The organism is Nonomuraea sp. NPDC049607 (assembly GCF_040675375.1).
In the GTDB taxonomy this organism is placed as follows: Bacteria; Actinomycetota; Actinomycetes; order Streptosporangiales; family Streptosporangiaceae; genus Nonomuraea.
In genome coordinates, this window is sequence record NZ_JBFAOV010000013.1 from 70,710 (window position 1) to 83,994 (window position 13,285).

Here is a 13,285-nt window from a genome sequence, read left to right on the forward strand (position 1 = left end):
GAACGGCGGCTCTTCTCCTACGCCGATCGGCTCTGCGCGCTCGTCTCCAAGGGAAGGTAGTCGTCGACTCTGAAGAGATGCACTCGAGGCATGGAAAGCGTCCCTGTGCCGGTCTTCATCATGGGCCCGGTGACGATGACACGGAGCTTGAGGTCGTGCGCTTCCACCGCGGTGTGGTAGGCGTCCCCTCTCAAGACTATCTTGACGGGCCGTACCCGGTTGCCGACCAGGGCCTTCACCTTGACGACGCCTTCTTCGTCGTCCGGATCCCGATCGAGGGAGCTGACGAACCCGTAGATGACGGTGTCCTCCACTCTGACATGGTCACGAAGAAGGTGGCCGATCTCTCTGATGGCTCCTGCTGCTTCCGTCGGGAACTCGACGGTGTCACCGCCCGCCCGCGGCGGGGCCGCCGTCAGGGCCCATTGGAAGGTGATGTCCAGGTCACTGCCATTCGGTGCGGAGACCATCGCCGCCAGGGCGGCGCACGCGTCGGCCGACAATCCGGCGACGACTGCACGGTTCAGATCTTCCTTCGGCGGTATCCGTTCTCTGACGACGGCCAGCTCGTGTATCTCACGCAGGACGTCGGCCATGATGCCGGTGACGCGCCTCGGGAAGTAGTTGATCTCCGATTGGACGTCGATCAACGGTTCCTGGTCGCCCTCGATGATCACGGGCTTCATGACACCGATCGGGCTGACGATGGGGATGATGAAGCTGCCTTCCCGCGTGTGTCCCATACCGACGAAATCGGCGTATTCACGGGCGCGGCGTGGTTGCGAGCGGCCGTGGTAGGAACGGCGGTGCATGGCCGAGCAGGCGTTGGCGACGGCGAACGATCTGGCGCCTTCCATGAGCTTCGCCGCCTCGGAGAGCGGGATTCGGGAGCGATCGTCATCGAACTCCAGGTCGATGACGTCATCTTCGATGTAGCGGAGTTCGGTCGCGATCTCCTCGGTCCTGGAGCCACGTTCGCCTGCGATGTCTTCGATGAAGTTCCTGATTCTCCGTGGATAGTCCGAGGCCTGGCGGTTCAGCGGGATCAGAACTTCCCATGAATCTCTGGCCCATAACTCCATACGCGGGAGCGGCTTGCCCTCGAAATGCCAGGAGTTGGCTTTCAGGTAGGCCCGTAGACCTGCCGGAGTGACTTCGGAAGCAAGCGCGTCGATGTTGGTCACCGCCCGCCCCTTGCCTTGCGCATGAGCTGGTCCAGCGACGCGACCGTCAACCGGTTCGCCCTCGCCACCTTGACGGACTTGGCCGCCTTGTTGTGGGTTGGTTTCAGCGTGGACATGCTGGTGTAGTAGCCGCAGCGCCGCAGATGCACTCCATCGGTGCCGCAGCTCACCCAGTCCGCCTTGCTCGACGGCACCTCCACGACGAACAGATAAGCCGGGACATTCCTCCCTGGATCGCTGAGCAGGTTGTAAGTACGCGTGTCGAGGGAGTAGGCGATATGGTCAGACTTCGTCTCCGGCTCATTAGTGCACTTCATCTGCACATCCACCCGTAAAGCCCGATCGCGAAGCTCCAGATCAACCCCGAAATGGTCTACATGGACAATGGTCACAGCGTACCCCGCGGCGTACGCCAGCGCTTCCACATAAGCGACGCTGAACCATTCCTTGCAAGCGGAAATGTCCAAGTTGCCCACATCGGAACGCTACCGTCGACTAACCAGAATGTCATTCTATGCAACGAGATCGTGATCTTACTCACATATCAGCGATCGTTAAGCATCCCATCTGGATGTCCTAAATACGCTTCAGGGCCGCTTCCGGGCAAACCTCTACGAGCAGATTGAGTGAAGCCCCATAAAACGTAATGGCACACGGGCGCCCTTCTTGTCCCTTCCGGACATTGACAGGGAGCAAGCGGACAGCAGTTCGATGGCACAATGGCTTCAGACGAGGACGCCGAGCGGCCTCCGTGCCGCCTGGACACCACACAGGAGACCGTCCCAGCAAGCCCTCGCGGCGTGCCGATGGGCACAGCCGGTCGCGACATCCCTTCCTAGCGCGCAGCCGATCTTCCCAGCGGAATCCGCCAGCGCCCGGCAACGCTGCCGGGATCTTGGCCCAGGAGCCGCCACGCGCCAGTTGAGAAACGTGCGGGTGGTCGACGGGACGGCGGCCGCGTGCCATGGGTCGTGTTCGGCGACGATGCGGGCGGAAGTCTCCACACCCGGGCGAACGTAGCAGCCGAGACTGGACAGATGCTGATCACGGCTCTTGACGGAGCTCGGGGTGGTGCGGCCGGGGCGAGCCCGCCAGAGGTGATCTTGAAAAGATGTTCGACGTGGGGGCAAGTCAGGCGACCGACCGTCGGCCGGGCAGATGTCGGCCGCTGCGAGAGCGCGCCACCTCTCTCCCTCCTGGCTCATCCGGCTCAAGCGGGGTACACCTGCCGTGGGATCACGCTGCGCGATTCACACCGACATGCCCGTGCGATCGCACCTTCGCACACATGGTCAACCACCAGGAAGAGATCGACCGATGGCCGTCAGCAACCTTGTTCTCATCGCCGGGGCCGGCGACGTCGGCCGCACGGTCCTGGATCAATTGCGCGCGCAGGACGTGCCGGTGCGCGTCATGGTTCACCGGGACGGTGATCGCGCCGCGGACCTGCGTGCGCGGGGCGCGGAGGTGGTCGTGGGCGATCTGACCCGGCCGGAGACCGTCGCCGCCGCGCTGGAAGGAGCCGGGCGCATGTACTTCGCGATGCCCGTGTCGCCGGACCACCTGCTGGCGGCGACCGTGGTGGCCACGGTCGCGAAGGCGCAAGGGGAACTGGTGGGCCTGGTCGACATGTCGCAGATGACGGTGTCCCAGATGACCGCCACCAGCACTGCCGAGTCGCATCAGCAGCGACTGCACTGGCTGGCGGAGCAGATGTTCGACTGGTCCGGCCTGCCGGTGGTACACATCCGGCCGACGTCGTTCCTGGACAATCCGCTGTTCACCACACTGGCGGCACGGTCGATCCGGGAGAACGGCACGATCGAGCTGCCTTTCGGCACCGGGCGCACGTCGCCGATCGCCGTGGACGACGTCGCCCGGGTGGTCGCCACCGTGCTGCGCGACCCCGTTCCGCACGTGGGGCATGTCTACGAGCTGACCGGGCCGCGCACGGTCGACATGACGGAGATGGCGGAGGAGTTCTCGCGGGCCTTGGGGCGTACCGTGTCCTACCTGGACGTCCCCCTGGACCGATGGCGGGCCGAGGTGCTTGCCAAGGCGGGCCTGCCGCCGCACACCGAGGAGCACATCGCCACCATGGCCCGGCTGCACCGCGAGAACCGTTACGACCGCGCCTCCGACGACGTCGAACGGGTGACCGGCGTGCCGGCCGGGACGATCGAGGCGTTCGTGGCCGCTCGCCGGGACTTCTACCTGGGCTGAACCGCCCGCAAGGTCGTCACCTCGCGCGACGTCCTGACCTCGCTCGTCTCGTCGCCCAGTGGCCGGCCAGGTCAGGACCAGGGGTCGCCACGGGCGCGAGACACCGTGGACTCGTCCCGGCACAACTTGCCGGGACGGCCGCCTCGGATCCCATTGCTCACAGGAGACGTCATGGCCTTCTCCTTCGCCACGATCCGGACCCGGCTGGAGGATGGCGTACTTTCCGCCACCCTCGATGCCGGCCCACTCAACTTCCTAGGCTCCGACCTGGTCCGCGACCTGGTCACGCTCGTGGACACGCTGCACACCGACCCGGTGACGGCCTGCTGATCGGGCTGCCGTACGAGGCGGAGATCGCCGCGCTGCTGCAGCGGGTCTCCGTCGTCGTGTACGAGGCCGACGAGCTGGACGCCGCCGCCCGGACGGGGTGGAGCGTCGTGCTGACCGGGCGGGCCGGGCTGGTGGCGGACCCGCAGGAGCTGGAGCAGGCCCTGGCCAGGCTCCAGGCGTGGCCCGGCGAGCGGATCGACGTGGTGGCACGGCTGCGGCCGGAGCTGGTCACCGGGTTCGCGGCGGGCGCCGACTGACGTCAGAGGTCGTTGCCGGCGTACGACAGGTTGAAGCTCTTGTTGACCAGAGGGAAGTCGGGGACGATCGCGCTGTCGAGCGCCACCGGGAGCGCGGGCCAGTTGAAGAAGGACGGGTCCACGATCTTCAGGCGGCTGATCGTCTGATCGGGCGCGAGCTCGACGCGGTGGGCGATCGTGCCACGCCAGCCTTCGACGAGCCCCACGCCCGAGGAGCACCCTTCGAGGGACGGTGACGCATCCGGGGCCGCGGGCGTCTCGACCAGATGCGTGATCAGGGCGATGGACGTGGCGATCTCCTCGGCCCGGATCTGGAAGCGGGCCATCACGTCCCCGCCGGTCCGGTGGGCGGGGGTGAAGTCGCCGAGGTCGGTGAAGGGGTGCCGACGGCGGGCGTCGAGGTCCAGGCCGCTGGCGCGGGCCACGTAGCCCAGCGTGCCGAGGTCGCGGGCGGCCTCGGCCGACAGGATGGCGGTGCCGGTGAAGCGGTCGGCGACGACGCTGTTGCCGAGGGCGAGCTCGGTGAGTTCGGCCACGTCGGCGCCGATGGCGTGCAGCACGTCGGGGTCGGGGAAGCCCCGCAGGCGGGCGCCGCCGAGGCGGACGGCGCCGCGCAGCAGCCGGTGCCCGGTGACCTCGGCGTTGAGGCGCAGGAGTTGTTCGCGGATGCGACCGGCGTGGGCGTGCAGGATGGGGAAGGCCACGTCGTTGCAGAGCGCGCCCAGGTCGGTGACGTGGTTGTAGAGGCGTTCCAGCTCCAGCAGCACGGCTCGGGCCTGCTGCGCCCGCGCGTCGGCCGGAGCTCCGGTGGCCTCTTCCACGGCCAGGCAGTAGGCGAGCGCGTGGCCGACGGAGGTGTCGCCGCTGACACGTTCGGCCAGTTGCAGCCCGTCGGCGGGGTGGCGGCCCTCGAAGAGCTTTTCGATGCCCTTGTGGACGAACCAGAGTCTGGCCTTGAGCTTGATGATCGTCTCGCCGACCACGGAGAAGCGGAAGTGCCCCGGTTCGATGAGACCGGCGTGGACGGGGCCGACGGGGATCTCGTACACGCCCTGGCCCTCGACGGTGACGAACGGGTACGGCCCCTCGGAGTCGCCGAAGGCGGGCGGCGGCCCGGCGTCGTCGCGCATCGGGTACCAGCCGCGCGGCCAGTGGTGGTGACGCACCAGGCGGCGGGGAAGCGGGTGGTCGAGCGGGGTGATGCCGTAGAGGTCGCGGATCTCGCGTTCGAACCGGCCCGCGGGGAAGGACAGGTGGGCCAGGCTCGGCACGGCCGGCTGCTCGGAGGGGAGCCGCAGCCGCAGCTCGGTACGGCGATCGGGGTCGCCGGCGACGAACAGGTACGCCACCCCGAACCCGTCCGCCTCCTGGCGCGCGGAGACCAGCGCCAGCCGGTGACCTCCGGCCAGCAGGCGGGCGGCATGGCCGGGCAGTTCGGCGGTGCCGACCTCGGCGATGGTTCGTGTGCTCATGGTGTTGCTCCGGCGATCGTGGCGGCGGCTTGCAGCAGGGGGCGCAGCGGCCCGAGCGTGATGCCCAGGACGGCGCAGGCGGCCAGGCCCGCCACCAGCGGGACGGCCAGGGTGGGCGGCAGCGCGACGGCTTCGCCGGGTCCGCCGCCCACGAGCATCGGCCGGACCTGGCGTCCGACGGCCGCGACGATGACGAGCATCAGCGCCAGGGCCGCCGCGACGGGCCAGCCCAGGCCGGCGGCGAAGCCCGCCCGCGCAATGCCCAGCTCGCTGGCGAACAGGCTGAACGGCGGGAGGCCGAGCAGGGCCAGCAGCCCCAGGGAGAACGCCCCGGCCGGCATCGGCGCCCTGGAGATGAGGCCGCGTACGGCACGGATCCGGGTGCTGCCGAGCGCCTGGTGGAGCTGTCCCGCGGACAGGAACACCACCGACTTGCCCAGGCCGTGCCCGAGGATGTGCAGCAGGACGGCGACCAGGGCGAGGGTGTTGCCGATCGCGGCGCCGAGGGCGATCAGCCCCATGTGCTCGATGCTGGAGTAGGCCAGCAGCCGCTTGTAGTCGCGCTGGCCGATGAGCAGCAGCGCGGCCCCGGCCAGGGAGGCCAGCGCCACGATGACCAGCAGCGTACGGGTGAAGCCGGTGCCGAGCGCCACGTCGGCGATGACCTTGACGCGCAGGACGGCGTAGAAGGCCACCGACAGCAGCCCCCCGGACATCAGCGCGCACACCGGGGCCGGGGCCTGGCTGTAGGCGTCGGGCAGCCAGGCGTTCATGGGCGCCAGCCCGGCCTTGGTGCCGAAGCCGAGCACCAGCAGCATGACCGCGATGCGCATCACGCCGGGGTCGAGCCGGCCCGCGTGTTCGGACAGCGCCGTCCAGTCCAGGGAGGCCACTCCGGCGTGGTCGCCGGCGTCGTGGGTCAGGACCAGGCCCAGCAGCGCCAGCGCGATGCCGACCGAGCAGATGACCATGTACTTCCACGCGGCCTCGGTGGCCTGACGGGTGCGCCGGTGCCCGACCAGGAAGGCGGTCAGGATGGTGGTCGCCTCGATGGCCACCCAGAGCAGGCCCAGGCTGGAGGCCAGGACGGCCAGCGCCATCGCGGCGACGAACGACTGGGTCAGCACGCCGTAGCGGCGCATCTCGCGCGGGCCGGTCTGCCCGGAGGCGAGCTCGGCCGCCAGGTAGGCGGGGCCGGCCAGCATGGCCAGCAGCGCGACCGTGCCGATGACGATCAGCATGAAGGCGCTCAGCGCGTCGCTGTGCAGCAGCCCCGCCAGCGCCTCCCGCCTCCCCGCCGCGGCCAGCGCGACGGCGCAGGCCAGCAGCCCGGCCGCGGCCGACGCGCCCAGCCAGGCGGTTACCCGGTTCCAGCCGATCAGGGCGTACGCGAGCGCGGCGGCCGCGGGCACCGCGACCGGGGCGATCACCAGCAGGCTGTCCATCAGTCGTGCAACTCCCGTAGCTCGTCCAGGTCGGTGCCGCCGAAGGCGGCCTGCATCCGGGTGGTCAGCACCTGCAGCACCAGCACGGCCAGCAGGACGTCCAGCGAGATCCCGAGCTCGACGACGAGCGGGACGCCGCTGGTGGTCAGGAAGGCGGCGGCGGTGATGGCGTTGTCCATCAGCAGGAAGCCCACCAGCTGTGACAGCGCCCGCCGCCGGGTCACCAGCACGAAGAACCCGATCAGCAGCACGGTCAGCGCGATCGGCACCGCGTGCGCGGCGGGGGTGGGCGACAGCCGTACCAGCGGCTGGGAGGCCGCGTAGGCCAGCATCGCCAGCACCGCCGCCACCAGCAGTGAGGTCGCCACGTTGACCAGCGGCTGTGTCTCGCGGCCCGCGCCGCTCGCCACCAGTGCGCGGCGCATCAGGTACGGCAGCAGCGCGGCGCGCAACGCACCCACCCCGAGACCGATCAGGACCAGTTCGAGGCTCCCCTGCCGGACGCCGAGGACGACGATCAGCACGGTCAGCGCCACGCCTTGCAGGGCGAACAGGCGCACGATCGGCGACAGCTCGTGCCGCCACAGCACCAGCACGCCCGTGAGCAGGAACGCCCCGCAGGCCAGGTCCAGGAGCTGGACGTACGTCGCATCGGTCATGTTCACGTCCATGTCTCAGGTCAGGAAGAAGGAAGCGGTGACGGCCAGCAGCGCCAGCAGGAACGAACCGGCCAGCAGTTCCGGAACGCGGAACAGCCGGAGCTTGGCCATGAACACCTCGCCGGCGGCGAGCAGCACTCCCAGCAGCCCCACCTTGACGACGAGCGCGACCATCGCCAGCGGCAGCGCGAGCACCCCGGCCCCCGCGCCCGCGATCCCCAGGGGGACGAACAGGCCGGCCAGCAGTCCCAGCAGCACCGACAGCCGCATCGCCGACGCCCACTCGATCAGCGCCAGGTCGGGCCCGGCGTACTCCAGCACCGTCGCCTCGTGGATCATCGTCAGCTCCAGGTGCGTGGAGGGATTGTCCACGGGGATCCGGCCGGTCTCGGCGAGCGTGACGATCGCCAGCGCGACCGAGGCGAGCACGCTCACCGGGGAGAGCACCGACAGCGGATGCCCGGCCGCCGCCGTCACGATCGCCCCCAGGCTCGTGGAGCGGACGCCGATCGACAGGGCGAAGGTCGAGACCAGGATCGTCGGCTCCACCAGCGCCAGCACGGTCATCTCCCGGCTGGCGCCCATCCCGCCGAACGCCGTCCCGGTGTCCAGGGCGCCCAGGGCCAGCGCCACCGACCCCAGCGCCAGCAGCGCGGGCACCGCGAACAGGTCCGCGACGCCGTCCAGCGGCGAGTCCGTGGTCACCAGCGGCACCACCGCGGCCACGACCAGCGCCGTGCCGGCCAGCAGCGGCGGCGCCGCGCGGAACACCCAGCCGGTGCCGCGTGGCGCGATGGCCTCCTTGCGCATCAGCTTGCGCAGGTCCCGCCACGGCTGGGCGATCCCGGCGCCGGCGCGTCCCTCCAGCCGGGCGTGGACCTGCCGCATCACCCCCACCAGCAGCGGCGAGCCGACCGCGACCAGGATCACCTGGAGCGCCGCTCCGATCACGCCCGTCATCGCAGCACCACCAGAACGATCAGCGCCGCGGTCAGCGCCCAGAACCCGTAGCCGAGATAGCGGTGGACGCTGCCGGTGGCCAGGCCACGGGCGCCACGCCCGGCGGCCGTCACGGCGGAGATCAACGGCTCGTACAGCCGGTGTTCGATCCGGTCAGGGATCCGCGCGTGGAAGCTCACGCGTTCCACCAGGTAGGCCGACTCCTTCATCGGGGTGACGTCCACGCCGCTCTCCGGCTCCAGGACGTCGCCGAAGACCCGCTGCAGCGGCTCGGCGAACGACGTGGCGGTGTACTCCATCCGCGCCGACATGGGCCCGGCGCCGCAGTCCCAGAGCCGGGCGGCGCGCCGTGCCCGCCGCGTCGCGCCCACCCGTACCAGGCAGAGGACGGCCACGACGGCGGCCACCAGGGCGACGGCGATCAGCAGTGGCGAGATCATCCCCGCGACCCCGGTCAGCCGCAGCGTCACCTGCCCGCCGGCCACGTCCCGTCCCGGGAACGCCACTCCGACCGCCCGGACGAGCGCGGGCAGGACCAGCGTGGGAGCCAGCGCCAGGGCCACGCAGCACGCCGCCGCGAGCGTCGTCGCGGTCAGCATGGCCGGCGGGCTCTCTCCGGCACGTTCGGCCTCCGCGCTGCGCGGCCGGCCCAGGAAGCCCACGCCGAACGCCTTGACGAAGGTGGCGATGGCGAGACCCGCCGACAGCGCGATCGCCCCCACGGCCAGCGGCATCGTCACCGCGCCCGCCACCCCGGCGGCGGGCTGCGCGTGGATGAGGCTCTGCAGCAGCAGCCACTCGCTGACGAAGGCGTTGCCGGGCGGCAGCGCCGAAGCGCACAACGCGCCGAGCGCGAACACGACGGTGGTGTACGGCAGCCGCGCGCGCAGCCCGCCGAGCGCGTCCAGATCGCGGGTGCCGGTCGCGTGCAGCACCGAGCCCGCCGACAGGAACAACACCGTCTTGAACGCGGCGTGGTTGACCACGTGGAGCAGGGCCGCGGCCAGCGCCAGCGCCGCCGGCACGGGAGCGTCGCAGGCCGCGAAGAAGCCCGCCGCGCCCACCCCGACCAGCACCAGGCCCAGGTTCTCCGTCGTGGAGTAGCCCAGCAGCCGCTTCAGGTCGGAGGCGACCGCTGCCTGAAGGATCCCGAACAGCGCCGACGCCGCGCCCGCTCCCAGCACCAGCAGCCACCACCAGGCGGGGCCGCCGTGCAGCAGATCCAGCCCGACCCGGACGACGCCGTACGCGCCCATGTTCACCATGGCCGCGCTCATCAGGGCCGAGACGTGACTCGGCGCCTCCGGGTGCGCCCGCGGCAGCCACACGTGCAGCGGCACGATGCCCGCCTTGGAGGCGAACCCGGCCAGCGTCGCCAGGAACACGACCGTCCTGGCGGCCGGCGACAGCGTGGCCTCGCGCAACTGCTCGAAGCTCTCCCCGCCGGCCCCGGCGGCGAACGCGACCAGGCCGACGAGGATCGTCACCAGGCCGAGGTGGGTCATGACCGCGTACCAGAGCCCGGCCCGGCCCACGGCCTCCCCCCGCCGGTGCTCGGCCAGCACCAGCGGCAGCGACGACACCGCCGTCAGCTCCCAGGCCAGCAGGAACGTGCTCACACTTGCCGCGGCGGGCACCAGCAGCATGGCCGCCACGAACAGCGGCAGCACCGACTGGAACACGCGTCCGTCCAGGCCGTGGGCGCAGTAGGCGATCCCGTAGATCGCCGCGCACACCGCCACGAACCCGGTGACCGCGATGAACACCCCGCTCAGGGGATCGACCGCCAGCCGTACCCCGGCCAGCGGCAGCAGGTCCGGCAGCCAGGCCGACCAGCTCCGACCGGCGCCGCCCACCGCCGTCGTGCCTGCCTCTGTGATCGCGGTTGTGATCGCCGTCGTGCCCGCTGCCGCGGCGGCGGCGCCCGCGGCCGCCGTGCACCAGCCCGCCAGGTGCCGCCGCGCCCGGGGCGGGGTCAGCAGGGCGGTCACCGCGGCCAGCGCGCAGCCGGACAGCGCCGCCACGTACAGTGTGCCGACCGGGTTCATCGGCCCGTCAGCCCGCGCAACGCCGCCACGATCGCCGCGGGCTCCGGCGGGCACCCCGGCACCTCCACGTCCACCGGCAGCACGTCGGCCACCGCCCCGGCCACCCCGTAGGCTCCGGCGAACACCCCGCAGTCGCGCGCGCAGTCGCCCAGCGCGATCACCAGGCGGGGCTCGGGGACCGCGTCATGGGTGCGGCGCAGCGCCACCTCCATGTTGCGGGTCACCGGCCCGGTCACCAGCAGCGCATCGGCGTGCCGCGGCGAGGCCACCAGCCGCGCGCCGTACCGTTCGGCGTCGTACACCGGGCCGAACGCCGAGGCGATCTCTACCTCGCAGCCGTTGCACGACCCCGCGTCCACATGTCTGATCTGCACCGATCCGGCGAGTTCCGCCGCCTTCCCGGGCGGGTCACCCTCCTGGCGGGCGGGTGCGGGCTCGGCCACCCGGCCCGTCTTCGCGATCTTCCCCCACAACCCCATCGTTGCCCCCTGCAACGCTCGCCGGCCACGATCACCCGGGCCGGGGCTGCCGTGCCGCGGCAGGCAGCCGCCCTGTCGGGAGAACACCTGCCGGGCCACGCATGGATCACGCGCCTGCGCGATCGCCCCCTACGGCCCGACCGGCGGATCCCGGCGCCAGGCTATTCCTCAAGCGCGGCGGGTGGGGCTGACTTTGGCCAAAGGGCGGCCGGTGGAGTCCGGCATGGCCGTTCGTGCCCGGTCCGCGGCATTCGGCCTGGTGACGCACCCCGCGCCGAGGAGTCAGGCAAGGGCGGCGAGAACCTTGTCCTGGGTGATCGGCAGGTCGCGGACGCGGTGGCCGATGGCGTGGTGGACGGCGTTGCCGATCGCGGCGCTCAGGCCGGTCGTAGGAGCCTCGCCGAAGCCGCGGGCGCCGAGCGCCGGGCTGGCCGGGTCGGGCCGGTCGATGAACGTGAGGTCCAGGTCGGGCACGTCGGCGGCCACGGGCACCAGGTAGCCGGACAGGTTCGGGGTGAGGATGCGGCCCAGGTGGGGATCGGTCAGGGTGTGCTCGGACAGGGCGACGCCGATGCCCCAGATCACGCCGCCGACGGCCTGGCTGCGCGCGGTGCGCTCGTTGAGTACCCGGCCGGGGTCGTAGACGCCGACGACGCGGCGCACCCGGACCTGGCCCAGCAGCCGGTGGACGGCGACCTCGGTGAACACCGCGCCGGTCGAGACCGCCTGGACCATCCGCCCGCCCGCCGGGCTGGTCACGCAGAGAGGCCGGCCGTGGCGGCGCAGCACGTCCCGGAAGCTGGTGCGGCGCGCGGGGCGGTCGAGATCGAACAGATGTCCGTCGGCGGCGCGGACGCGGGCAGGCGGCAGGCCGTGCAGCGGGCTGCTCTCGTCCGCCACGGCCAGGGCGATCACCTGGTCGCGGGCAGCGGTCGCGGCGCGGACGACGCCCGCGCCGGTACAGGGCACGGTCGCCGACGCCGACGAGGCCGGCGCCTGGGGGTAAGCGGAGTCGCCGAGGTCGAAGCGGACCTCGGCCATCGGCAGGCCCAGCACGTCGGCGCCGAGCTGCCGCATCACCGTGGAGGTGCCGGTGCCGATGTCGTGGGTGCCGGAGCGGATCCATGCCGCGCCGTCCACGCCGATGATCACTTCGGCTCCCGCCATCTCCCGGCCGCCCGCGGTGTGGGCCACGGTGGCCATGCCCCAGCCGAGCAGCCAGTCGCCGTCACGCATGGAGCCGGGACGCGGGGCGCGGCGCCACCAGCCGAAGCGCTCGGCGCCCCGCTCGTAGCAGGTGCGCAGGTGGTTGCTGCCGTGCCGGACGCCGCTCTGCTGGTTGGTCGCCGACCAGTTGCGGATCCCGAGCGTGACCGGGTCCAGGCCGAGCGCGTAGCTCAGCTCGTCCAGGGCCGACTCCAGGGCGTGGCTGGTGACGGTGTCCGGCGCCCGGATGTAGGCGGCGTTGGCCAGGTCCAGGGCGACGGCCCGCTGGGTGGTGCGCACGTTCGGGCAGGCGTACAGGATCCGGGTGATTCGGGCGCTGGTGACGAACCGGCCCTCGGTGCCGGCCACCTGCTGGGTGAGGGTGTGGTCGATCGCGGTCAGCCGGCCGTCGCAGGTGGCGCCGACGCGCACCACCTGGTGGGACGCGGCGCGGTGGCCGTTGCTGGTGTAGGACTCGGCCCTGGTCAGCACCAGCCTGACCGGGTGTCCGACGTGCCGGGCGAGCGCCGCGGCCAGGGCGATGCGCGGCACCGCGGACGTGCCCTTGGCGCCGAACCCGCCGCCCACGTACGGGGAGATGACGCATACCTTCTCGCGGGGCAGTCGGAACACCGTCATCAGCCCTTCCTGGGTGCCGGCGATGTTCTGGGTGGACTCCTGAACGGTGAGCCGGTCGCCGTCCCAGGCGGCGACGGTCGCCGGCAGCTCCATCGGGTTGTGGTGCTGCATCGGGGTGGTGTACGTCGCCTCGACCGTGACGGGCGCGGACGTGAGCGCGGCCTCGACGTCCCCGCGCACGTACACGTTGTCGCCCCCGTCAGGTCCCTGGGGCGGCAGGTACGCGGGGTCGAGACCGTCGGCGAGCACCGTCCGCGGGGTGTCGGCCCGGTAGCTCACCGCCACCAGCCCGGCCGCGTGCCGGGCCTGCTCCAGGGTCCGCGCCACCACGGCCGCGACGGGCTGGCCGGCGTACCGGATCATGTCGTCCTGCAACGGCAGGA

At 71.5% G+C, this 13,285-nt stretch carries 12 protein-coding genes; 3 read left to right on the forward strand and 9 right to left on the reverse strand.

The window, feature by feature from the left end; genetic code table 11:
• Window positions 1-17 precede the first annotated feature (17 nt).
• Together AB0J97_RS25250 and AB0J97_RS25255 are read right to left on the reverse strand one after the other, a co-directional pair.
• The gene (locus AB0J97_RS25250) at window positions 18-1,184 is read right to left on the reverse strand and encodes a hypothetical protein (protein ID WP_364092487.1); all 1,167 of its coding nucleotides are present in this window, start codon (window positions 1,182-1,184) and stop codon (window positions 18-20) included.
• Complete coding sequence (locus tag AB0J97_RS25255) at window positions 1,181-1,660, reverse strand: DUF4365 domain-containing protein (protein WP_364092489.1); 480 nt, start codon at window positions 1,658-1,660, stop codon at window positions 1,181-1,183. Before AB0J97_RS25255 ends, AB0J97_RS25250 begins: the two co-directional genes overlap by 4 nt.
• Before the next feature lie 841 nt (window positions 1,661-2,501).
• On the opposite strand from AB0J97_RS25255, the gene AB0J97_RS25260 reads away from it, so the two are divergent.
• The 3 genes from AB0J97_RS25260 (at window position 2,502) to AB0J97_RS25270 (ending at window position 3,994) form a co-directional block, all read left to right on the forward strand.
• A complete protein-coding gene (locus tag AB0J97_RS25260; protein WP_364092491.1) occupies window positions 2,502-3,407 on the forward strand; it encodes an NmrA family NAD(P)-binding protein in 906 nt (301 codons plus the stop codon).
• 171 nt (window positions 3,408-3,578) lie between these two features.
• Entirely contained in the window at window positions 3,579-3,737 is a 159-nt protein-coding gene (locus tag AB0J97_RS25265; RefSeq protein ID WP_364092767.1) for a hypothetical protein, read from the forward strand.
• Between the two features lie 23 nt (window positions 3,738-3,760).
• Entirely contained in the window at window positions 3,761-3,994 is a 234-nt protein-coding gene (locus AB0J97_RS25270; protein WP_364092754.1) for a pyridoxamine 5'-phosphate oxidase family protein, read from the forward strand.
• Window positions 3,995-3,996: 2 nt separating this feature from the next.
• Here the strand turns inward: AB0J97_RS25270 and AB0J97_RS25275 are convergent, their stop codons facing one another.
• From AB0J97_RS25275 to AB0J97_RS25305, 7 genes are all read right to left on the reverse strand, one after another.
• Window positions 3,997-5,466 carry an NADH-quinone oxidoreductase subunit C gene (locus AB0J97_RS25275; protein WP_364092493.1) on the reverse strand — a complete coding sequence of 490 codons (1,470 nt, stop codon included), beginning with the start codon at window positions 5,464-5,466 and terminating at the stop codon, window positions 3,997-3,999.
• Window positions 5,463-6,911 (reverse strand): proton-conducting transporter membrane subunit, encoded by a 1,449-nt coding sequence (locus AB0J97_RS25280; protein ID WP_364092495.1) that lies wholly within the window; start codon window positions 6,909-6,911, stop codon window positions 5,463-5,465. Before AB0J97_RS25280 ends, AB0J97_RS25275 begins: the two co-directional genes overlap by 4 nt.
• Window positions 6,911-7,570 (reverse strand): hypothetical protein, encoded by a 660-nt coding sequence (locus tag AB0J97_RS25285; RefSeq protein WP_364092496.1) that lies wholly within the window; start codon window positions 7,568-7,570, stop codon window positions 6,911-6,913. Before AB0J97_RS25285 ends, AB0J97_RS25280 begins: the two co-directional genes overlap by 1 nt.
• Window positions 7,571-7,585: 15 nt before the next feature.
• Window positions 7,586-8,530: an NADH-quinone oxidoreductase subunit H gene (locus tag AB0J97_RS25290; protein WP_364092498.1), complete on the reverse strand. Its 945-nt coding sequence runs from the start codon at window positions 8,528-8,530 to the stop codon at window positions 7,586-7,588.
• A complete protein-coding gene (locus AB0J97_RS25295) occupies window positions 8,527-10,578 on the reverse strand; it encodes a proton-conducting transporter membrane subunit (RefSeq protein WP_364092500.1) in 2,052 nt (683 codons plus the stop codon). Before AB0J97_RS25295 ends, AB0J97_RS25290 begins: the two co-directional genes overlap by 4 nt.
• Window positions 10,575-11,057 carry an NADH-quinone oxidoreductase subunit NuoB gene (gene nuoB, locus AB0J97_RS25300; protein WP_364092502.1) on the reverse strand — a complete coding sequence of 161 codons (483 nt, stop codon included), beginning with the start codon at window positions 11,055-11,057 and terminating at the stop codon, window positions 10,575-10,577. Before nuoB ends, AB0J97_RS25295 begins: the two co-directional genes overlap by 4 nt.
• 282 nt (window positions 11,058-11,339) lie before the next feature.
• The gene (locus tag AB0J97_RS25305; protein ID WP_364092504.1) at window positions 11,340-13,277 is read right to left on the reverse strand and encodes a xanthine dehydrogenase family protein molybdopterin-binding subunit; all 1,938 of its coding nucleotides are present in this window, start codon (window positions 13,275-13,277) and stop codon (window positions 11,340-11,342) included.
• Window positions 13,278-13,285: the final 8 nt, after the last annotated feature.

Coding starts and splice junctions, on each gene's coding strand:
- AB0J97_RS25260 (WP_364092491.1), top strand. CDS start 2,502: ATGGCCGTCAGCAACCTTGTTCTCATCGCCGGGGCCGGCGACGTCGGC.
- AB0J97_RS25265 (WP_364092767.1), top strand. CDS start 3,579: ATGGCCTTCTCCTTCGCCACGATCCGGACCCGGCTGGAGGATGGCGTA.
- AB0J97_RS25275 (WP_364092493.1), bottom strand. CDS start 5,466: ATGAGCACACGAACCATCGCCGAGGTCGGCACCGCCGAACTGCCCGGC.
- AB0J97_RS25280 (WP_364092495.1), bottom strand. CDS start 6,911: ATGGACAGCCTGCTGGTGATCGCCCCGGTCGCGGTGCCCGCGGCCGCC.
- AB0J97_RS25285 (WP_364092496.1), bottom strand. CDS start 7,570: ATGACCGATGCGACGTACGTCCAGCTCCTGGACCTGGCCTGCGGGGCG.
- AB0J97_RS25290 (WP_364092498.1), bottom strand. CDS start 8,530: ATGACGGGCGTGATCGGAGCGGCGCTCCAGGTGATCCTGGTCGCGGTC.
- AB0J97_RS25295 (WP_364092500.1), bottom strand. CDS start 10,578: ATGAACCCGGTCGGCACACTGTACGTGGCGGCGCTGTCCGGCTGCGCG.
- nuoB (WP_364092502.1), bottom strand. CDS start 11,057: ATGGGGTTGTGGGGGAAGATCGCGAAGACGGGCCGGGTGGCCGAGCCC.